We start from the raw sequence: 20,637 nt of genomic DNA on the forward strand, positions 1-20,637 counted from the left end.
CGCCTCCGCCTCAGGTCGCCCGAATTTCCCCTTTCGGGTTCAATCTCCCGACCACCGGGTCTAATCCACAGAAAAGACACAGGAAACTGCCCATGACCGATTGTGCAACCGCCGCGAAACCTGCCCTCGCCCATGTCGCGCCAGAGGTGTTCAAACAGGGCATGGCCTGCCTTGCGGGCGCCGTGAACATCGTCACCACCGACGGGCCCGCGGGCCGCGCCGGCTTTACCGCCACCGCCGTCTGTTCCGTCACCGATACGCCGCCCACCCTGCTGGTCTGCCTCAACCGCGGCTCCTCCGCCGCCAAGGCGGTGCTGGAAAACGGCGTGCTCTGCGTGAACACCACCGGCCCGCGCCACGAGACCGCCGCCATGCTCTTCGGGGGCAAGACCCCGATGGCGGAGCGCTTCGCCAATGCCGAATGGACGCCCGGCCCCTCCGGCGCGCCGATCCTCACCGATGCCGTCGTCTCCTTCGACTGCCACATCACCGAACGTCAGACCGTCGGCACCCACGAGGTGCTTTTCTGCGAGGTCGTCGCCGTCTCCCATGACGCAGAGGCCCCCGCCTCGGCCTATTTCGGCCGCCGCTTTCACGCGCTGCACCCCTGATCCCCGGGGTGCCATGCACGTGAGAAAGGGCGGCCCCTCGCGGCCGCCCTCGTCTCTTCTTCAGCTCTGCGATGCCTTCCCGGCGCTCAGGCGGTCACGGCGAATCCCTGAAGGAATTCCGCAACTTCCGCCTCGCTCACCACGTCGGCATATTTCGCGTTCATGTCGAAGAGGTTGTTGTTGTGCGGGTCCGGATGCCGGTCTCCGCAGGCATCGGCCACCACCGTGGTGATGAACCCGTGCGACATCGAATCGACACAGCTCGCCCGTACGCAACCGGATGTCGACAGCCCGGTCAGGATCACGTTGTCCACGCCCATGGTCGTCAGCATCGGCGCCAGCGAGGTGCCGAAGAACGCGCTGGGGTATTGCTTGGTGATGATCACCTCGTCCTCGCGCGGCACAAGCCCCTCGGCGAATTCCGCCGTCTTGCGGCCGCGCACGAAACTGGCCAGCGGCTTCGACTTCTGCCAGAAACGCCCGCCCTCGATGCCGCTCTCGCCATAGCTCACCTCGGTCAGCACCACCGGCACCCCCACCTCATGGGCCAGCGCCCGCAGCCGAAGCGCACTTTCCAGCGCATCCTGAACCCCGGTATAGCCGTCGCGCATCGCATAGAGCGGGCAGTCGGGATCGTAATAGGCATGGGCGAAATCGATCAGCACCAGCGCCGGGCGGGTGCCGAAGCCGGCCTTGTTGCCAAAGGCGCGGGCATAGTTCTCTGAAACATCTTCGGGCATCGGAAATCTCTCGTTGTGGCGCCGGGCGTCAGGTTGTCCTCAGGCCTCGGCGTGGCGTTTCTCGAAATCCCAGACCTCCTGGAATCCCATCATGCGGCTGAAATCGCCGAAATCATGCAGCGGAATATCCGGACCTGTCACGCCATTGTCGCGCAGGTCGGCATAGGCAGTGCGCAGGGCCTCCCCCATGGCCAGGAACCCCAGCGCCGGGTGGATCGCCATGGCAAAGCCCATCTCCTGCAGGGTCGCGGCGGACAGCAGCGGCGTGCGCCCGCCGTTCACCATGTTGGCGACCAGCGGCGCCTCGATCTCGCCGCCGATGCGGCGCATTTCCTCTTCCGTCTCCGGGCTCTCGACAAAGATGATGTCGGCGCCTGCCTCGGCATAGGCGCGCCCCCGGGCGATCGCCTCGTCGAGGCCCAGGCTGGTGCGGGCATCAGTGCGGGCAATGATCAGGAAATCCTCGCTCCGCCGGGCCTCCACCGCCACTTCGATCTTGCGCTGCATGTCGCGCGCGGGCGTCACGCGGCGGCCGGGAGTATGGCCACATTTCTTGGGAAATTCCTGATCTTCCAGCTGGATGGCCGTCACGCCGGCGGCCTCGTAGCCCTGCACCGTATGGCGCACGTTCAAGAGCCCGCCATAGCCGGTATCGGCATCGGCGATCACCGGGGTTTTCGCCCGGCCCGCGATCCGCGCGATGGGTTCCAGCATGTCGGAATAGCTCGCCAACCCGGCATCCGGCAGGCCCAGGTGCGAGGCCACGGTGCCGTATCCGGTGACGTAGAGCGCGGGAAAGCCCATCTCGTCCGCCAGCAGGGCGGAAATCATTTCAAAGACGCCGGGGGCCAGCACGAAGCGCCCCTCCGCGATGTCCTGTCTCAGTCTCGGGTCCGCCATGGGGGCCTTTCGGATTTGTCCTGTGCACCGGGGGCCGGGGCCGCAGCCCCGACGGGGTTGCCAGATCGGCCTCCCCCAGCGTATTCATACCTACCATTAAATGAAAGACAGCCACACTTGTCCAGACCTTTGCCGCGATCCACCGGCAGCCGTCCGGACCAGTGACGCCAGTTCCAGGGGTGCCATGACCGAAAACGCCAGTTCCGACACCACCGCGCCCCTTCCGGAGCCCCCCGAAGACGGCACGCGCCGCGGCGAGGAGCCGCGCTATTCCCGGCTGCAGCGCATCCTGACCGACCGCATCGTCGACGGCACCTATCCGGTGGGCTCGCGCATCCCCACCGAGGTCGAGCTTGCCGCCGAGTTCTCCACCAGCCGCTTCACCGTGCGCGAGGCCCTGCGCACCCTGACCGAGACGGGCTATGTCCGCCGCCGGCAGGGGGTGGGCACCGAGGTGATCTCGGACCAGCCGCGCATCCAGTACCAGCAGAGCTTCGGCTCGCTGCAGGAGCTGTTCCAGGTCGCGGTCGAGACCTGGTACGTGCTGATGGGCCACGAGATGGTAACCCTGGACGAGGCGCTGGCCGCGCGTATCGGCGCCCGTACCGGCGAGCGCTGGATCCGCCTCGACGGCGTGCGCTGGACCGAGCCGGGGGGCCGGCCGATCTGTTTCATCGAGAGTTTCATCCCCGCCCGGTTCGAGGCCCTGCTGCCGCAGTTCGCCGACCTTCAGGGCCCCTTCTTCGACCTGCTGGAGCGGCAGTCCGGCGAGACCATCGAGGTCACCCGGCAGGAGATCCGCGCCGTGCCGATGCCGGCGGCTTTCTCGCGCCACCTGGGCCAGCGCCCCGACGGCTGGGCGCTGCAGATCCTGCGCAGCTACGTGACCCGCTCGGGCACGCTGATTGCCTCGTTCAACTGGCACCCGGCGGATCAGATGACCTATTCGATGGAAATCCGCCGTACCCTTCAGGCCGGCGAACCGGGCTGACGCCGAGAGCCCGCCCACCTGAAGGGAAAGACACGCAAAAGGGCCGCCCGGTGGATCGGGCGGCCCTTGATGTTCGGGTCGGTGCGGTTTGGATCAGACGCGTTCGAGCGCGATGGCGATGCCCTGGCCCACGCCGATGCACATGGTCGAGAGGGCATATTTGCCGCCCTTCTCGGCCAGCTCGACAGCGGCGGTGCCGGTGATCCGGGCGCCCGACATGCCGAGCGGGTGGCCCAGCGCGATGGCGCCGCCGTTGGGGTTCACCCGCGGGTCGTCATCGGCGATGCCCAGGTCGCGCAGCGTGGCCAGCCCCTGCGAGGCGAAGGCCTCGTTCAGCTCGATCACGTCGAACTGGTCCTGGGTCATGCCAAGGCGCGCCATCAGCTTCTTCGACGCGGGTGCGGGGCCAAAGCCCATGATCCGCGGCGGCACGCCGGCGGCGGCCCCGCCCAGCACCCGGGCGATCGGGGTCAGGCCGTATTTCTTCGCGGCCTCGGCACTCGCGATGATCAGCGCCGCGGCACCATCATTGACGCCCGAGGCATTGCCCGCCGTCACCGAACCGCCCTCGCGGAAGGGCGTCGGCAGCTTGGCGAGCTTTTCCAGCGTCGAGGCGCGGGGGTGTTCGTCGGTGTCGAAGATCAGCGGGTCCTGCTTGCGGCGCGGCACCGAGACCGGCACGATCTCCCTGGCCAGCCGGCCATTGGCAATCGCCTCGGCGGCCTTGGTCTGGGAGTTCAGGGCGAAGAGGTCCTGGTCCTCGCGCGAGATGTTGAAATCCTCGGCCACGTTCTCGCCCGTCTCGGGCATGGAATCCACGCCGTACTGCTTCTTCATCAGCGGGTTGACGAAGCGCCAGCCGATCGTGGTGTCATAGATCTCGGCCTTGCGGGAAAAGGCGCTCTCGGCCTTGGGCATCACGAAGGGCGCGCGGCTCATGCTCTCGACACCGCCGGCGATCATCAGGTCGGCCTCGCCGGCCTTGATGGCGCGGGCGGCGGTGATGATCGCATCCATGCCCGAGCCGCAGAGCCGGTTGATCGTGGTGCCCGGCACATTCACCGGCAGTCCCGCCAGCAGCAGCGACATGCGCGCCACGTTGCGGTTGTCCTCGCCGGCCTGGTTGGCCGAGCCGTAGATCACGTCGTCGACGGCTTCCCAGTCGACGTTCGGGTTGCGCTCCATCAGCGCCTTCATCGGCAGCGCGCCCAGGTCATCGGCGCGGATCGTGGCGAGCGTGCCGCCGAAACGGCCGATGGGGGTGCGGATGTAATCGCAGATATAGACTTCGGTCATGGTTGGTTTCCTCCTCGGGAATAGCCGGGGCCGCCTGATGCCCGCCTGGGGCCCGCCCGGACCCCGTCCGGGCCGCGGGCGTCCTGCCCCCTCGCGGGGGAGGGCGCCCGCTCTTTCAGATCACAGCTCGGGAACGATCAGCTCGCCCACGTCGCCATCCACGTGCAGCGGCGCGCCGGTCAGCGCCTGCAGCTCGTCCATCGAGATCTGCGGCAGCTTCTCGCGCAGCACGAAATGCCCGTCCTCGATGTCGACCACGGCCAGCGAGGTGTACACTCGCGTCACACAGCCCACGCCGGTCAGCGGAAAGCTGCAGCTCTCCACCAGCTTGGGATCGCCCTTCTTGGTGACGTGGTCGGTGATCACCGCCACGCGCTTGGCCCCATGCACCAGGTCCATCGCGCCACCCACGGCGGGCACGCCCTTGTTGCCCACGCGCCAGTTGGCCAGGTCGCCGTTCTGCGCCACCTGCAGCGCGCCCAGGATGGCCACATCCAGGTGGCCGCCACGCACCATGGCAAAGCTGTCGGCATGGTGGAAGAAGGCCGCGCCGGGCTTCAGCGTGATCGCCTTCTTGCCGGCGTTGATCAGGTCCCAGTCTTCCTGGCCGGGCTCGGGCGCCTCGCCAAAGTTCAGCACGCCGTTCTCGGTGTGGAAAATCGCCTCGCGGCCCTCGACGGTGTATTGCGCCACCATCTCGGGGAAACCGATGCCAAGGTTCACATAGGCGCCGTCCTCGATGTCCTGCGCCGCGCGCCAGGCGATCTGGGCGTTGGAAAGCTTAAGCTCGCTCATAGACAGCTCCTGCTCGGATAAGGGCCTCTTCCTGCTGGGCATCGGGCACTTCCACCACGGTATCCACGAAGATGCCGGGGGTCACGATCACCTGCGGGTCGATCTCGCCGGCGGGCACCACCTTGTGCGCCTGCACGATGGTCCTGGCCGCGGCGGTGGCCATCAGCGGGTTGAAGTTCCGCGCCGCCAGGCGATAGGTCAGGTTGCCCATCGGATCGGCCAGCTCGGCCTTCAGCAGGGCGAAATCCGCCTTCAGCCAGCGCTCCTGCACATAGGGGCGGCCGTCGAACTCGGCGATCACCTTGCCCTCGGCCAGCTCGGTGCCATAGGCGGTGGGGGTGTAGAAGGCCGGGATGCCGGCACCGCCGGCGCGGATGCGCTCGGCCAGGGTGCCCTGCGGCACCAGCTCGAGCTCGATCTCGCCTGCCAGGTAGCGGTCGGTAAAGGCGCGGGGATCGCTGCTCTTGGGGAAGGAGCAGATCATCTTCCGCACCATCCCGGCGTCGATCATGGCGGCAATGCCGATCTTGCCGTTGCCGGCGTTGTTGTTGATGACGGTCAGGTCCTTGGGGCCGGCGTCGATCAGCGCGTGGATCAGCTCGATCGGGGCACCAGAGCCCCCGAATCCGCCGATCATCACCGTTGCGCCGTCACCGATACCCGCCACGGCCTCGGCCAGTGAGGGACAGGTCTTGTCCATGCGATGCGCCTCCTATGTGTCGTCCTGTGTCGGGCGGGGCGCCGGGCCCCTCACGCACAGAACATGCCAAGGCCGCGTCCCACCTTTCTCACTCCATGGCCGGAGTCATAGGCCCGCGCCCCCTCGACGGCAACGGGGTTTGTGCGTTATGCTCATTTTGTCCGGATATCGCACAAACCCTTTCCAGCACAGGCGGCACCACAATGGCCATCAACCCGCGCGACATGATCTCCGGCCTCTCAAAGGGGCTCTCGGTGATCGAGACCTTCTCGGCCGAGGTGCCGCGGCAGTCGATCACCCAGGTGTCGGAGGCCACCGGCCTCGACCGCGCCACCGCGCGCCGCTGCCTGCTGACCCTCACCGAGCTGGGCTATGCCGCCTACGACGGCAAGTTCTTCACCCTCACGCCGCGGGTGCTGCGCCTCGGCACCGCCTGCCTGGCCACCATGCCGCTGGCGCAGATGGTGCAACCCTGGCTCGACGCCATGTCCGAGGAACTGGAGGAGAGCTCTTCGGTCTCGATCCTCGATGGCGGAGAGGTGGTCTATGTCGCCCGCGCGGCACAGCGCCGGGTGATGTCGATCGCGCTGATGCCCGGCTCGCGGCTGCCGGCCTATTGCACCTCGATGGGCCGGGTCCTGCTCGCCGCCCTGCCCGAAGCCGAGGCGCGGGCCCGCCTCGCCGCCATGGACCTCGCCCCCCGCACCCCGATGACGCTCACCGACCCGGACCAGATCATGGCTCGCCTCGCCGCGATCCGCAGCGAGGGCTATGCCGTCATCGACCAGGAGGTCGAGATGGGCCTGCGCTCCATCGCCGTGCCGCTGCTGGATGCCCATCACCGCACCATCGCCGCGCTCAACATCGGCCTGCCGGTGCGCGGCGAGGGCGTGGAAGAGATCGCCCCCCGTTACCTGCCCCCGCTCCGCGCGCTGCAGGGCGAGATGCGCAAGGTGCTTCGGTAGGGAACAGGTGGGGGCTCTGCCCCCGTCGCTGCGCGACTCCCCCGGGATATTTCGAAACAGGGAAACAACAGGACCGCTGCCTGTTTCCCTGTTTCGAAATATCCCCGCCGGAGGCTCCGCCGCGTGCCGAAGAGTTAACGCCCGCATCCACGTTAACCCGTGCAGATCCCCCGATTTCGCACCGACGTGATACCGACACGATACCGACGTAATACCGACGTTGGAAGCAAGCGATTTCAACGAGTTAACTTTTTGACCGTACGGTTTGTTTCCGGGCCGTCAGAGCTCCGGCCCGGCCTTGTCGACGACGGCTTCCATGGCAACATAGGTCGAAGTTGCACTGACATTGGGCAGCGCCGAGAGACTTTCGCCCAGAAGCCGGCGATAATCGGTGATATCCCGCGACCGGACCTTGAGCAGGTAGTCGAATCCCCCTGCAATCATGTAACATTCTTCTACTTCGGGGATCTGGCGCACTGCCTGGTTGAACTTTGCCAGCGCCGCCTGCCGCGTGTCGGTCAGCCGGACCTCGACGAAGGTCACATGGGTCAGCCCCAGCTGTATCGGCGAGAGCATCGCGCGGTATCCGGTGATAAGCCCTTGATCTTCAAGCTGTTTGACCCGCGCCGCCACTGGCGTTTTCGACAGTCCGACCTTTCTTGCCAGCTCCGCGATCGGGATGCGGGCATTGGCGACAAGCTCTGCGATGATCTTTCTGTCTATGGAATCGAGGCTCTCTGCGACCATGATCTAAAAATTCCCGAAATTTTGGTCCTTACGCCCATGCATGATGGCACCTTTGGGCGAACGGACCAATCCAAATGCAGTACTCAAGGCCCATACAACCGGGAGACCGCAATGTTCCAGCCGAAATTCGCCCCCCTTCAAGGCCCCTCGAAATATGCCCCCGAGGGCGATGTCCTCGACCGCCTGGTGAAGCAGGCCGCCCTCAGCGAGGGGGCCCGCGGCATGATCAGCCACCGCGCGGCCGATCTCGTCCGCAAGATACGTTCCTCGCAAAAACCGACACTTATGGAGCATTTCCTGGGCGAATACGGTCTCTCCACCCGCGAGGGCGTGGCCCTGATGTGCCTGGCCGAGGCGATGCTGCGCGTGCCCGACAAGCTGACCATCGACGCCCTGATCGAGGACAAGATCGCGCCCTCGGACTGGTCCAGCCACGTGGGCGAGGCCTCCTCTCCGCTGGTCAATGCCTCGACCTGGGCGCTGATGCTGACCGGCCGCGTGCTGGAGGATCCCAAGCCCGGCATGGCCGCCACCCTGCGCGGCGCCGTCAAGCGCCTGGGCGAGCCGGTGATCCGCACCGCCGTCGGCCGCGCGATGAAGGAAATGGGCCGGCAGTTCGTGCTGGGCGAGACCATCGAGAAGGCGCTCGAACGGGCGAAAACCCGCGAAGCGCAAGGGTTTACCTACAGCTACGACATGCTGGGCGAGGCCGCGATGACCCGGCGCGACGCCAAGCGCTACGAGCAGGATTACGAGCAGGCCATCGCCGCCATCGCCCGCAGCTGCACCAGGGGATCGGTCGAGGCCAACCCCGGCATCTCGATCAAGCTTTCCGCCCTGCACCCCCGTTACGAGGTCGCCAACGAGGCCCGCGTCATGGCCGAACTGGTGCCGGTGGTGCTGAAACTGGCGCAGCAGGCCAAGGCCGCCGGCATGGGGCTGAACATCGACGCCGAGGAGCAGGACCGCCTGGTGCTCTCGCTCAAGGTCATCGAGGCCGTGCTCTCCGACGAGAGCCTTGCCGGCTGGGATGGTTTCGGCGTGGTGGTGCAGGCCTATGGCAAGCGCGCCGGCGCCGTCATCGACTGGCTCTACCAGATCGCCTCGGATCTCGACCGCCGCATCATGGTGCGCCTGGTGAAAGGCGCCTACTGGGACACCGAGATGAAGCACGCGCAGGTCGAGGGGCTGCCCGATTTCAGCCTTTTCACGTCGAAGACCGCGACCGACGTCAGCTATATCGCCAATGCCCGCAAGCTGATCGGCTATGGCGACCGGATTTATCCGCAATTCGCCACCCACAATGCCCATACCGTGGCCGCGATCCTCGAGATGGTTGGCAATGTTTCCTATGAATTCCAGCGTCTTCACGGCATGGGCGAGCGCTTGCACGACATTGTCCTGAAGGAAAACGGCACCCGCTGCCGGATCTATGCGCCGGTCGGCGCTCACCGTGATCTGCTCGCCTATCTCGTGCGACGGCTGCTGGAAAACGGTGCCAATTCCTCCTTCGTCAACCAGATCGTCGACGAGGCCGTGCCGCCCGAGGAGATCGCTCGCGATCCCTTCGAGGCGCTGGCCACCGCCCATGCACCGGCCGGTCTGTCCAAACCCTCCGACATTTTCGGCGAGGGCCGCGTGAACTCGCGCGGTTTCGACCTCACCGACGAAGAGGTGCTGGCCGCCATCGACGCCGCCCGCGACGTGACCGTACCCGATGCCGGCCCGATCGTGGCCGGCCCGGCCAGCGGCGTGCCGCGCGCCGTACTGAACCCCGCCACCGGCGAGACTGTGGCCGAGGTCACCGATGCCGACGAGGCCTGCGTAGGTGCGGCCATCGAGGCCGCCGCCCCCTGGGATGCCAGCCCTGCCGAACGCGCCGAGGTGCTGCGCCATGCCGCCGATCTCTACGAGGCGAACTTCGGCCCGCTCTTTGCCGCCCTCGCCCGGGAAGCCGGCAAGAGCCTGAACGATGCCGTGGGCGAGCTGCGCGAAGCTGTTGATTTCCTGCGTTATTACGCCGCTCAGGGCGAGGCGCGCGCCGATGCGCCGCGCGGCATCTTCACCGCCATCAGCCCCTGGAACTTCCCGCTGGCGATCTTCACCGGTCAGATCTCGGCAGCCTTGGCTGCCGGCAACGGCGTGCTGGCCAAACCCGCCGAACAGACCTGCCTGGTCGCGGCCATGGCAGTGCGTCTGTTGCATCAGGCCGGCGTGCCCGTCACCGCATTGCAGCTTCTGCCGGGCGACGGTCGCGTCGGCGCCGCCCTCACCGGCAGTGCAAAGGTCAATGGCGTGGCCTTCACCGGTTCGACCGACACGGCACGGCTGATCCGCAAGTCCATGGCCGGGGCCATGGAGCCCGGCGCTCCGCTGATCGCGGAAACCGGCGGCCTTAACGCCATGATCGTCGATTCCACCGCCCTGCCGGAGCAGGCCGTGCGCGACATCGTCGCCTCTGCCTTCCAGTCCGCCGGCCAGCGCTGTTCAGCCCTGCGCTGCCTCTACGTGCAGGAAGACGTGGCCCCCCACCTGATCGAGATGATCAAGGGCGCCATGGATGAGCTGACCGTAGGCAACCCCTGGGACCTTGCCACAGACGTCGGCCCGGTCATCGACGAAGAGGCACGCTCCGGTATCGCCGATTATCTCGCTGCGAAAAAAGGAAAGATCCTGCATCAGGTCGCGATCCCCTCGGAAGGCACCTTTGTGCCGCCGACCCTGCTGCAGGTGGCCGGCATCGCGGATCTGGAGCGCGAGATCTTCGGCCCGGTGCTCCATGTCGCCACCTTCAAGGGGCGGGACCTGCCCAAGGTCATCGAGGCGATCAACGCCACCGGATATGGCCTCACCTTCGGGCTTCACACGCGGATCGACACCCGCGTCCAGGACATCACCGATGCGATCCACGCCGGCAACATCTACGTCAACCGCAACCAGATCGGCGCCATCGTCGGCTCGCAACCCTTTGGCGGCGAGGGGCTCTCCGGCACTGGCCCAAAGGCCGGCGGGCCGAACTACCTGACCCGTTTCCAAGCACCGGAGGCACCTGTGGTGGAGCCTGCCGCCTGGCCCGGTACCGCAGACACCAAGGTGATCCAATCCCGCCTGACCGTCAGCGACAGCGCGCCCATGGAAGAGATCCTGATGCCCGGACCGACGGGCGAGCTGAACCGCCTGGCCCTTGCCCCGCGCGAGGCACTGCTCTGCCTCGGCCCCGGCCAGGCCGCGCAGGATGCCCAGCTGCGTGCGGTGCAAAAGCTCGGCGGGCGCGCGGTCACCGCTGATGGCATGCTCTCGGCTGACGACCTTGCAGCGCTCACCGGATTCTCCGGCGTGCTCTGGTGGGGCGACCCGAAAACCGCCGGCAGCCTCAATGCCGCCCTGGCGCAGCGCGACGGCCCGCTGCTGCCGCTGATCACCGCCTTGCCCGACAAGGGCCACGTGGTCCATGAGCGGCACCTCTGCGTCGATACCACCGCCGCAGGCGGCAACGCCGCGCTGCTTGCCGGCAGCGAATAAGGCCGCAAAGCCAAAGGAGCGGACCTCTACCGGCCCGCCCCTTTCATCTTTCCGCAAATACTCCGCAGACGAAGCAGGCAGAGCCCCGATCAGCAGGTGTAGTTCAGCCCCTGACGCCCGCCGTCGATATAGATCGTCTCGCCGGTGATGTAGCTCGACTTCGAGCCAGCCAGGAAGGCCACCGTCTCGGCCACTTCGCGCGCCGTGCCCATGCGTTTCAGCGGGGTGCGCGACATGGCCGTATCCATGGCCGCCGGGTTGGAATTCACCGCCGCCATCATCGCCGTGTCGATAGAACCGGGCCCCACGGCGTTGACGCGGATGTTGTGCGGCGCCAGCGCCAGCGCCGCCGCCTTGGTAAAGCCCACGACACCGGCCTTCGACGCCACGTAGGAGCTGATTGCCGGGTTCGCCAGCAGCGCCGCGATCGAGGCCATGTTCACGATCGAGCCCTCAATCCCCGCCGCGACCATCAGCCTGGCCGCCGCCTGATCCGCCACGAAGGTGCCCACCAGGTTCAGATCGATCACCCGCTTGAAGTCCTCGAGCGAACATTCCAGGAAGTCGCCCGACACCGCGATGCCCGCGCAATGGGCCAGAGCCGTGGGCGCCCCCACCTCGGCGCCGATCTTCTCGAAGGTCGCCTTGACGGCTTCGGCATCCGACATGTCGCAGACATAGCCCTTTGCGCCCAGCTTCTCGGCCGAGGCCATGACACCGTCCTGGATATCCACCAGCACCGGCGCAAAGCCCTGTTCCTGCAGAACTTCCGCGCAGGCATAGCCGATTCCCTGTGCCGCTCCCGTCACGATCGCAATCGGTTTGTCGCTCATTTCACTCTCCATCCTCTGTCAGGCCGTAATCGTTCCGGGCCTGCTCATCCGAAATATATCCCGCACCCAGGTCGGCCTGCACGGCCGCCCGTGGGCGTGTCATGGGGTCGCCATAGCCGCCGCCGCCGGGCAGGCTCAACCGCAGACGCTGCCCATTGGCCACGAATTGCCGGCCCTTGCCGCGCAGTGCCGTGCCATCGGCCAGTTCCACGGCACCGGGCGCCCCGCACCCACCGCCCTCCCGGCCGCGGGCCGGGTGGTCGATCCGGTCGAACATCGCGTTGAACCAGAAATCATATCCCTCGCGCGCCTCGATCTCGATCACCTGGCCCAGGCCTCCGCGCTGCGCACCGGCACCGCCCGATCCCTCGCGCAGATCCTTGCGCCAGAGCACGATCGGCCCGACGTGCTCGGTCACCTCCACGCTCATCGTCTTGACCCCGCTGGGAAACGCCGTGGCCGACAGCCCGTCGAGCGCAGGCCGCGCCCCCGTGCCGCCAGAGTTGAACATAAGCACCTCACGCCCCGGCAAACCGCTCTCGGGGTCGCTGGCGCGTGCCGAGATCTGGACATTCCAGAGCGCCGAAGCCCCTTCGGCCGGCACCGTGCCCGGCAGTGCCTTGTGTAGCGCCCCCAGCACCACGTCCGGCACCAGGTGTCCGATCACGTGCCGCACCGACACCGGCGCAGGCCGGCGCGCCGCAAGGATGCACCCCTCGGGCGCGGTGATCCGGAAAGGTTCAAGCGAGCCGGAGTTGTTCGGCACCTCCGGCGCAATCGCGCATTTCAGCCCATAGCAGGCATAGGCCCGGGTGTAGACTTCGGGCACGTTCACGCCGAACCGGCTCATCGGTCCGGTGCCGGTGAAATCCGCCACGAGATCCCCGCCCCCTACCCTCAGCGTCACGGCCAGGTCCACCGGCTCGTCGTAGCCGTCCACCGTCATCAGGTTACAGTATTCGCCCTCCGGCAGCTTCGCGATGGCGGCCAGGGTGGCCTTGCGGCTTGCCTCCATTATGAAATCGGCCAGCCCCTGCAGGTCATCGATGCGGAACTCGTCCATCATGTCCTGCAGCCGCCGGTTGCCCGCTTCGTTGCAGGCCGCCAGCGAGTAGAGATCGCCGATCACCTGGTCAGGCTCGCGGGTGTTCCAGCGCACGATCTGCAACAGCGGCTGCTGTACCTGGCCGCGCTCGGCGAATTTCATGATCGGGATCAGCAGGCCTTCCTCGTAAACCTCGTTGCCGTCCGGCCCGAACCCGCGTCCGCCCACGTCCACCACATGCGCCGTGCAGGCAAAGAACCCGATGTGCCGGCCGGCACGAAACACCGGCGTGGTGACCGTGAAATCATGCAGGTGCCCGGTGCCGAACCAGGGATCGTTCGTCAGGTAGACATCCCCTTCGAAGATGTTCTGCGCCCCGATCTGCTCGATGAAATGCCCCACGCTCTCGGCCATGGCGTTCACGTGACCCGGTGTGCCGGTCACCGCCTGGGCCATCATCCGCCCCTGCATGTCGAACAGCCCGGCAGAAAGATCCCCCGCCTCGCGGACAGAGGTCGAAAAGGCTGTCCGCACCAACGTCATGGCCTGTTCCTCGACCACGGCAATCAGCCGGTTCCACATGATCTGATAGTCGATCGCACTGACGGTATCGCCCATGATCAGCCCTCCTTTCTCAGCAGGAGCAGACTGCCATCGGCCTGCCCGATCACGGAATATCCGCTGGTCACGATCGTGGTCGTCTCGTCCTCGACCACCACGGCCGGCCCCTCGACGCGCACGCCCGGCGCCATGTCGGCCCGCAGAATCTCCTGCGCCTCGACGGCTTTCCGCAACGCCGCGTCATAGATCGACCTGATCCGCCCTACGGGCGCACCAGGATCCCCAAACAGCCGGTCGACCGGCTGCGCCTCCGGCAGCGGCGTTGAGATGACCAGAGACCAGTTCGTGACCTCCGGCGTCAGATCCTCGATGATCCGGCCGAAGAGCGCGTGATAGGCCGCCTCGAAGGCTGCCTTCAGCATCGGCACGTCACTGTCGGCAAAGTCTCGGTAGTCCAGCGGTACGGGGATTTCCCAGCCCTGCCCGGCATAGCGCATGAAGGCGGTCAGCCTGCTTGTCGTTTCTGCCGCCCCAGCCCCCTCCACGACGAAGCCGCGCGCCTCCGCCTCCATCTCGGCCAGCGTGGCATTGACCGCCTCCGCATCAAAGGCGTTCAGCCGCTGGAACAAACCCCGCGTCGCCTCATAGCTGAAAGGTGCCTTGAGGAACCCGATGGCGCTGCCCACGCCGGCACCCGGCGGGATGATCAGCGCTTCGATGCCCAGCTTCTCGCACTGGCGGCAGGCATGAAGCGGTGCGCCGCCCCCGAAGGCGATCATCGTGAAGGCCTCGATATCCCGGCCATTCTCCACCGTGTGAACCCGCGCGGCATTGGCCATGTTCTCGTCGACCATCTCGGTGACGCCAAAGGCGGCCTCTTCGGGCGAGAGCCCCGCCACGTCACAGAGCGCCGCTTGCATGGCGTCTGCACTGGCCCCTGCCGAAAGCGGAATGGCCCCGCCGGCGAAATTCTCGGGGTCGAGCCGGCCCAGCATCAGGTTCGCATCGGTCACCGTGGGGGCGGTGCCACCGCGTTGATAGCAGGCCGGGCCAGGCTCGCTGCCTGCACTGCGAGGCCCCACCTGTACCCGGCCCATGCTGTCGATCGAGGCGATCGAGCCGCCACCGGCCCCGATCTCGACCATCTCCACCACCGGGGTGGAAACCGGCATTCCGGATCCCTTCTTGAAGCGATAGGTGCGGGCGACCTCGAAGGTATTCGCGGTCTTGGGTTGACCCTCCTCGATCAGGCAGATCTTGGCCGTGGTGCCCCCCATGTCGAAGGAGAGCACCTTGTCGATCCCGTGGGCCCGGGCGAAATCGGCGGCATAGATCGCGCCTCCGGCCGGGCCGGATTCCAGCAGGCGCACAGGCTGTTCCGCCGCCGTTTCGACGCTGATCAGCCCGCCACCGGAATGAAGCATGTAGACCGGCGCCTGAACGTCTTCCGCCCTCAGCCGCGCCACGAGGCGCCCGAGATAATCGGCGACCTGCGGCTGGACATAGGCATTCGCGATCACCGTGTTGAACCGCTCGAACTCGCGCATCAGCGGCGAGATCACGGAGGACAGCGAGACCGCCACCCCGGGCAGCGCCGCCTTCAGGGCCTCGCCCACCATCCGCTCGTGTACGGGGTTGGCATAGGCATGCATGAAACCTACCGCCACGGCCTCGTAGCCACCCGCACGGATGGTCTCGACCAGGGCCGCCACCTCGGCCGGATCAAGCGGCAAGAGCACGTTGCCGTCCGCATCCAGCCGTTCACGCAGGGTATGGCGGTCCTTGCGCGCTACCAGCGGCTGCGGCAGCTGCAGGTTCAGGTCATATTGTTCGAACCGGTTCTCGGAACGCATCTCCACGACGTCGCGGAACCCTTCTGTGGTGACAAAGGCCAGCTTCGCCCCCTGCCGCTGGATCAGCGCGTTGGTCACCAGGGTCGTACCATGGATCACCTGCCCGATCCCTGCCGGGTCCACGCCGGCCTGCGCACAGGCCTTTGCGATCCCGTCAAGGATCGCCTGCTCGGGGTTGGCATAATTTGTCAGCACCTTGCAGGAGGCCAGGCCCCCGGGATGCATCAGAGCCACATCGGTAAAGGTGCCGCCGATATCGACACCCACGCGGAACGGATCAGCCAACGTCAGATACTCCTGATCACCTGGTTCATGGCGAAACTCGCCCGGTAGAAGCCCGACTTCAACCCGCGGAGGGCAACCTTCCGCGGAGAGGTCAGGGCCAGTGGAAGGCTCTCCTCCGGCGCTCCCGACAGCAGTTCGGCCATTGCCTTGCCGAAAACGGTCCCGGTGGTGATGCCGCGCCCGTTATAGCCGATGGGTGTAAAGAGCCCCTCGTCCAGCTTCATGATGCGCGGCAGATGATCCGGCGTCATGGCGATCTGGCCGTGCCATGCACTCTCGAATGACAGACTGCCCAGTTCGGGAAACAGCTTGCCCAACCGCGCGGCGGCCCAGCGTTTCGACAGCCCCTCACGGCCCCCGATGACGCTGCCCATCGAGCCGATGATCACCCGTCCAAAGGCATCGCGGCGCAGCGACAGCATGATCGGCGCGGTATCCCACAGGCCCTGCCCCCCCGGCAGGATATGAGCCGCGGCCTCGCCAAGAGGGGCCGTGGCAAACTGGAAGAAGTGGATGGTATGGAAGCACTCTCTCAGCCCAGGCCAGAGCTGATCGGTATAGGCATTGGTACCGAGCACGACATTCTGCGCCCGCACGGTGCCCCCGGTCGTCTCCAGCACCCATGTCGCGTCGTCGCGGCGCAGGCCGCTGACGGTCACGCCGGTGGCGATCTCGGCGCCGGCGCCACGCGCCGCCCTGGCCAGGCCGCGCACATACCCCATCGGGTTGATCGTACCCGCCCGCATGTCCAGCAGCCCGCCATGGAACCCCTTCGTGCCGATCCGATCAGCCGCCTCGTCCGGCCCCAGCAGGCTGACCGGCGCCTTCAGCGCCGCCCAATCCTCGGACCGGACCTGCAGGTCGCGGAACCCGGCGGCCGAATGCGCCGCGTGGATCGTACCGTTGCGCTGAGGTTCGCAGCGGATCTGATGCTGTTCGATCAGGTCAAAGACATAGGCCGGCGCCCGGCCGAGGTATTCCACGAAACGACGGCCCGGGCCCTCGCCCATGACCTGCCCCACCTCGCGCGGCGGCAGCCAGACCCCGGCATTCACCAGGCCGACATTGCGCCCCGAACCGCCGTGACCGATCGCTTCTGCCTCCAGCACGAGGCAATCGATGCCCGCCTGTGCCGCGTGCAGCGCCGTCGACAGGCCGGTAAATCCACCGCCGACAATGGCCAGGGCCACCTGCCTGTCTCCCGTCAGCGGCGCCGAAAAACCGGGCTCTGCCGCCGTCTCATCCCAAAGCGAAATACTGTCTGTCACACCCATGGCGCGTCTCCACCTTGCCCCGCTTGCCTTTTCGGCGGTCCGGGGCAACATGGAGGCGACGTTGCATGGGCCATGCAATCGTGTCAACATTTGGAATATCCGTGCCATATAACGGCACAAGGCAGGCCAAAATTGCAGCAGGGAGGAGCCCCCATGCCCGCACTGACACGAACCGCCGCCGACATGGTGGCCGAGGCCCGCGCCCGTATCGAAGAGATCTCCGCGCAAGAGCTGATTGCGCAGGTGAATGACCCGGACCTGATCATCGTCGACCTGCGCGATGTGCGCGAACGCCAGCGCACGGGCTTCATACCCGGCAGCGTCCATGCGCCCCGGGGCATGATCGAATTCTGGGTGGACCCCGACAGCCCTTATCACAAGGAGGTCTTCGCCCAGGAGGACAAGCGCTATGTCTTTCACTGCGCCTCGGGCTGGCGCTCTGCGCTGACAGTCGCGATGCTGGCCGACATGGGCTTTCCCGCAGCACACCTGCGGGACGGATTTACCGACTGGGTGGAACTGGGTGGGCCGGTCGAGATGCCGGCGCCGAAGGGCTAGACCTCAGCCAGCGCCTCACTGACCCGTTTCGCGGCCTCGCGCACCAGCGCGCCGTAGTGGGCCTCTGGTTCCGGCAGCAGGTTCATTTCCGGCGCAGAGATCCCGATGGAGGCCAGACCTTCCCCGCCGGGAAGGTTTATCGGCGCCCCGAAGGACCAGATGTTCTCCCGGAATTCCCCTCGGTCCACCCCGTAGCCTCGCCGCTGCGTCAGCGCGATGTCGGCATCCAGCGCCTCGATGCTGGTCAGCGTGAGATCGGTATAGCGCGTCAGGCTGCCGTTCAGCAGGTTGCGCATTCGCGGATAATTCGCCGACAGGATCGCCTTTCCGGTTCCGACGGCATGGATCGGCGCCGTGCCTCCCACCGGGTTCCAGGTACGGATCGGCTGGCGGCTCTCGATCTTGTCGATGTAGACAACCTGAAGCCCCTCGGCGACCGCAAGATAGATGGCCTCTCCGGTCTCGCGCGAGAGATACTGCATCGCCTCAGAGGCGATCGCCCGCAGGTTCAGCCCCTCGACGACACGGCGCCCCATCTGCCAGGTCTTCAGCGTGGCACGATACTGCTTGTCCCCGGACTGGGTCGCGAACCCAAGGGCACAGAGCGTCTGCAACAGCCGAAAGACATTGGACTTGGTCAGATCCAGCTCCCGCGACAGCTCGGTCACCCCCTTGCCCCCCTCGGCCCGGGTCAGCGCATCCAGCAGCAGCAACCCCTTCGAAAGGGTGGAATCGAGCTTGACCCCGGGCTTGCTGCCGGCCCCTGTTTCGATGCTTTCCGTCACCTGTTGCCCCCTCGCGGATTTCGACCGTTATAGGGTGGGTATGCCCACAGCGGCAACATGCCCCAAGGGCAATTGTGCACCTGCCGCGGTGCACAGCCGGCAGATGACGCTGGCGGAAAAAATCTGCCGTTTCCGGGGCGACAAGTGGCAGATCAGACGTTATCCCGAGGACAAGAGGAGCGCCTTGCGCCACTTTTCGAAAAGGAAGCTACGCATGAAAACCCGTGCCGCCGTCGCCTTCGAGGCGAAAAAACCACTGGAAATCGTCGAGGTTGACCTGGAAGGCCCAAAGGAGGGCGAGGTCCTGGTCGAAATCATGGCCACCGGCATCTGCCACACCGACGCCTATACGCTGGACGGGTTCGACAGCGAGGGGATCTTCCCTTCGATCCTCGGTCACGAAGGTGCAGGCATCGTGCGTGCGGTGGGCCCCGGCGTGACCAGCGTCAAGCAGGATGACCACGTGATCCCGCTCTACACCCCCGAATGCCGCCAGTGCAAATCCTGCCTCTCGGGCAAGACCAACCTCTGCACGGCCATCCGCGCGACCCAGGGCCAGGGCCTGATGCCCGACGGCACCTCTCGCTTCAGCTACAAGGGTGAGACGCTCTATCACTACATGGGCTGTTCGACCTTCTCTAACTTCACTGTCCTGCCGGAAATCGCGGTGGCCAAGATCCGCGAAGACGCCCCGTTCAACACCTCCTGCTACATCGGCTGTGGCGTGACCACCGGCGTCGGCGCCGTGGTCAACACGGCCAAGGTAGAACCGGGCGCGAACGTCATCGTCTTCGGCCTTGGGGGCATCGGCCTGAACGTGATCCAGGCGGCCCGCATGGTGGGCGCCGACAAGATCGTCGGCGTCGACATCAACGACGGCAAGGAAGAATGGGGCCGCAAGTTTGGCATGACGCATTTCGTCAACCCCACCAAGATCGACGGTGACATTGTGCAGCATCTCGTCGCCCTGACCGACGGCGGCGCGGATTACACCTTCGACTGCACGGGCAACACCACCGTGATGCGCCAGGCCCTGGAAGCCTGCCACCGCGGCTGGGGTGTCTCGACCGTGATCGGCGTGGCGGAAGCGGGCAAGGAGATCTCCACCCGTCCGTTCCAGCTGGTCACCGGCCGCGTCTGGCAGGGTTCGGCCTTCGGCGGCGCCAAGGGCCGCACCGACGTGCCGAAGATCGTGGACTGGTACATGAACGGCAAGATCGAGATCGACCCGATGATCACTCACGTGCTCTCGCTCGAGGAGATCAACAAGGGCTTCGAGCTGATGCATGCCGGCGAGTCGATCCGTTCAGTGGTGGTCTACTGATGGAGACGATCAGCACGAACAAGGCCTTTGGCGGCACCCAGGGCGTCTACAAGCACGTCAGCAATGCAACGGGCACAGAGATGACCTTCTCCGTCTATGTCCCACCGCATGAGCCGGGCAAACTGCTGCCGGTTGTCTGGTACCTGTCGGGCCTGACCTGTACGCATGCGAATGTTACGGAAAAGGGCGAGTTTCGAGAGGCCTGTGCCCGCCTCGGCCTGATCTTCGTCGCTCCCGACACCTCGCCCCGTGGCGAGGGCGTCGCAGACGACCCCGAGGGCGCCTATGATTTCGGTCTCGGCGCGGGATTCTACGTGAACGCCACCGAAGAGCCCTTTGCCAAGCATTACCGCATGCGCGACTACATCGAGCAGGAACTGCCCGCCCTGATCGAATCCGAGTTCCCTGCGGACATGTCGCGCCAGTCGATCATGGGCCACTCCATGGGCGGTCACGGTGCGCTGACCATCGGCCTTCGCAACCCGCGGGTCTACAAGGCGATCTCGGCCTTTGCCCCCATCGTGTCTCCGCTGAACTGCGCCTGGGGCGAGAAGGCGCTGACCGGATACATCGGCGAAGACCGGGCCTCCTGGCGCGAGTACGATGCCTGCGCGCTGATCGAGGACGGCGCCCGCCATCCTGCCGGGCTGCTGATCGATCAGGGTACCGCCGATGGTTTCCTCGATGACCAGCTGAAGACGGTGCTGCTTGAGATCGCATGCCGGTCGACCGGTCAGGCAATGACCGTGCGCATGCAGGAGGGCTATGATCACTCCTACTACTTCATCTCGACCTTCATGGCCGAGCACCTGGAGTGGCACGCCGAACGACTGGGCTGACGCCCCGCCCCGG

General features: G+C 66.2%; 18 protein-coding genes. 7 read left to right on the top strand and 11 right to left on the bottom strand.

Going from position 1 to position 20,637, the window contains the following annotated elements; all coding sequences use genetic code 11:
• Nucleotides 1-92 precede the first annotated feature (92 nt).
• Nucleotides 93-611, top strand: coding sequence for a flavin reductase (locus tag AC0WR5_RS18680; RefSeq protein WP_475865311.1), 519 nt, complete (start codon nucleotides 93-95; stop codon nucleotides 609-611).
• A gap of 86 nt (nucleotides 612-697) precedes the next feature.
• Here the strand turns inward: AC0WR5_RS18680 and AC0WR5_RS18685 are convergent, their stop codons facing one another.
• Together AC0WR5_RS18685 and AC0WR5_RS18690 are read right to left on the bottom strand one after the other, a co-directional pair.
• A complete protein-coding gene (locus tag AC0WR5_RS18685) occupies nucleotides 698-1,351 on the bottom strand; it encodes an isochorismatase family protein (RefSeq protein ID WP_475865312.1) in 654 nt (217 codons plus the stop codon).
• A 39-nt stretch (nucleotides 1,352-1,390) separates the two neighbouring features.
• Nucleotides 1,391-2,251 (bottom strand): isocitrate lyase/PEP mutase family protein, encoded by an 861-nt coding sequence (locus AC0WR5_RS18690; RefSeq protein ID WP_475865313.1) that lies wholly within the window; start codon nucleotides 2,249-2,251, stop codon nucleotides 1,391-1,393.
• A 184-nt stretch (nucleotides 2,252-2,435) separates the two neighbouring features.
• On the opposite strand from AC0WR5_RS18690, the gene AC0WR5_RS18695 reads away from it, so the two are divergent.
• Nucleotides 2,436-3,242, top strand: coding sequence for a GntR family transcriptional regulator (locus tag AC0WR5_RS18695; RefSeq protein ID WP_475865314.1), 807 nt, complete (start codon nucleotides 2,436-2,438; stop codon nucleotides 3,240-3,242).
• 93 nt (nucleotides 3,243-3,335) lie between these two features.
• Here AC0WR5_RS18695 and pcaF read toward each other — a convergent pair whose 3' ends face one another.
• The 3 genes from pcaF to AC0WR5_RS18710 form a co-directional block, all read right to left on the bottom strand.
• Complete coding sequence (gene pcaF, locus AC0WR5_RS18700; RefSeq protein ID WP_475865315.1) at nucleotides 3,336-4,538, bottom strand: 3-oxoadipyl-CoA thiolase; 1,203 nt, start codon at nucleotides 4,536-4,538, stop codon at nucleotides 3,336-3,338.
• A 120-nt stretch (nucleotides 4,539-4,658) separates the two neighbouring features.
• Entirely contained in the window at nucleotides 4,659-5,333 is a 675-nt protein-coding gene (locus tag AC0WR5_RS18705) for a 3-oxoacid CoA-transferase subunit B (protein ID WP_475865316.1), read from the bottom strand.
• Entirely contained in the window at nucleotides 5,320-6,033 is a 714-nt protein-coding gene (locus AC0WR5_RS18710; RefSeq protein WP_475865317.1) for a 3-oxoacid CoA-transferase subunit A, read from the bottom strand. Before AC0WR5_RS18710 ends, AC0WR5_RS18705 begins: the two co-directional genes overlap by 14 nt.
• Nucleotides 6,034-6,236: 203 nt before the next feature.
• On the opposite strand from AC0WR5_RS18710, the gene AC0WR5_RS18715 reads away from it, so the two are divergent.
• Nucleotides 6,237-6,998, top strand: coding sequence for an IclR family transcriptional regulator domain-containing protein (locus AC0WR5_RS18715; RefSeq protein WP_475865318.1), 762 nt, complete (start codon nucleotides 6,237-6,239; stop codon nucleotides 6,996-6,998).
• Nucleotides 6,999-7,277: 279 nt separating this feature from the next.
• On the opposite strand, the gene AC0WR5_RS18720 is transcribed toward AC0WR5_RS18715, so the two are convergent.
• Nucleotides 7,278-7,745, bottom strand: coding sequence for an Lrp/AsnC family transcriptional regulator (locus AC0WR5_RS18720; RefSeq protein ID WP_475865319.1), 468 nt, complete (start codon nucleotides 7,743-7,745; stop codon nucleotides 7,278-7,280).
• A gap of 111 nt (nucleotides 7,746-7,856) precedes the next feature.
• Here AC0WR5_RS18720 and putA point away from each other — a divergent pair, with 111 nt between their 5' ends.
• On the top strand, nucleotides 7,857-11,267 hold the full coding sequence (putA, locus tag AC0WR5_RS18725) for a bifunctional proline dehydrogenase/L-glutamate gamma-semialdehyde dehydrogenase PutA (RefSeq protein ID WP_475865320.1): 3,411 nt from the start codon (nucleotides 7,857-7,859) through the stop codon (nucleotides 11,265-11,267).
• Nucleotides 11,268-11,356: 89 nt separating this feature from the next.
• On the opposite strand, the gene AC0WR5_RS18730 is transcribed toward putA, so the two are convergent.
• From AC0WR5_RS18730 to AC0WR5_RS18745, 4 genes are read right to left on the bottom strand one after another with little or no spacing between them, the layout of a single operon-like run.
• On the bottom strand, nucleotides 11,357-12,100 hold the full coding sequence (locus AC0WR5_RS18730) for an SDR family NAD(P)-dependent oxidoreductase (protein ID WP_475865321.1): 744 nt from the start codon (nucleotides 12,098-12,100) through the stop codon (nucleotides 11,357-11,359).
• 1 nt (nucleotide 12,101) lies between these two features.
• On the bottom strand, nucleotides 12,102-13,763 hold the full coding sequence (locus AC0WR5_RS18735; protein WP_475865322.1) for a hydantoinase B/oxoprolinase family protein: 1,662 nt from the start codon (nucleotides 13,761-13,763) through the stop codon (nucleotides 12,102-12,104).
• Nucleotides 13,764-13,765: 2 nt separating this feature from the next.
• On the bottom strand, nucleotides 13,766-15,844 hold the full coding sequence (locus AC0WR5_RS18740) for a hydantoinase/oxoprolinase family protein (RefSeq protein ID WP_475865323.1): 2,079 nt from the start codon (nucleotides 15,842-15,844) through the stop codon (nucleotides 13,766-13,768).
• A 2-nt stretch (nucleotides 15,845-15,846) separates the two neighbouring features.
• Nucleotides 15,847-17,118 (bottom strand): NAD(P)/FAD-dependent oxidoreductase, encoded by a 1,272-nt coding sequence (locus AC0WR5_RS18745; protein ID WP_475865324.1) that lies wholly within the window; start codon nucleotides 17,116-17,118, stop codon nucleotides 15,847-15,849.
• 153 nt (nucleotides 17,119-17,271) lie between these two features.
• Here AC0WR5_RS18745 and AC0WR5_RS18750 point away from each other — a divergent pair, with 153 nt between their 5' ends.
• Nucleotides 17,272-17,676, top strand: coding sequence for a rhodanese-like domain-containing protein (locus AC0WR5_RS18750; RefSeq protein WP_475865325.1), 405 nt, complete (start codon nucleotides 17,272-17,274; stop codon nucleotides 17,674-17,676).
• Here AC0WR5_RS18750 and AC0WR5_RS18755 read toward each other — a convergent pair.
• The gene (locus tag AC0WR5_RS18755) at nucleotides 17,673-18,461 is read right to left on the bottom strand and encodes an IclR family transcriptional regulator (RefSeq protein WP_475865326.1); all 789 of its coding nucleotides are present in this window, start codon (nucleotides 18,459-18,461) and stop codon (nucleotides 17,673-17,675) included. The genes AC0WR5_RS18750 and AC0WR5_RS18755 overlap by 4 nt on opposite strands.
• A gap of 214 nt (nucleotides 18,462-18,675) precedes the next feature.
• On the opposite strand from AC0WR5_RS18755, the gene AC0WR5_RS18760 reads away from it, so the two are divergent.
• Nucleotides 18,676-19,785, top strand: coding sequence for an S-(hydroxymethyl)glutathione dehydrogenase/class III alcohol dehydrogenase (locus AC0WR5_RS18760; RefSeq protein ID WP_475865327.1), 1,110 nt, complete (start codon nucleotides 18,676-18,678; stop codon nucleotides 19,783-19,785).
• Nucleotides 19,785-20,624, top strand: coding sequence for an S-formylglutathione hydrolase (gene fghA, locus AC0WR5_RS18765; RefSeq protein WP_475865328.1), 840 nt, complete (start codon nucleotides 19,785-19,787; stop codon nucleotides 20,622-20,624). The genes AC0WR5_RS18760 and fghA overlap by 1 nt, the downstream gene beginning before the upstream one ends.
• Nucleotides 20,625-20,637 lie beyond the last annotated feature (13 nt).

This window comes from Pseudooceanicola sp. DL12, assembly GCF_056270665.1.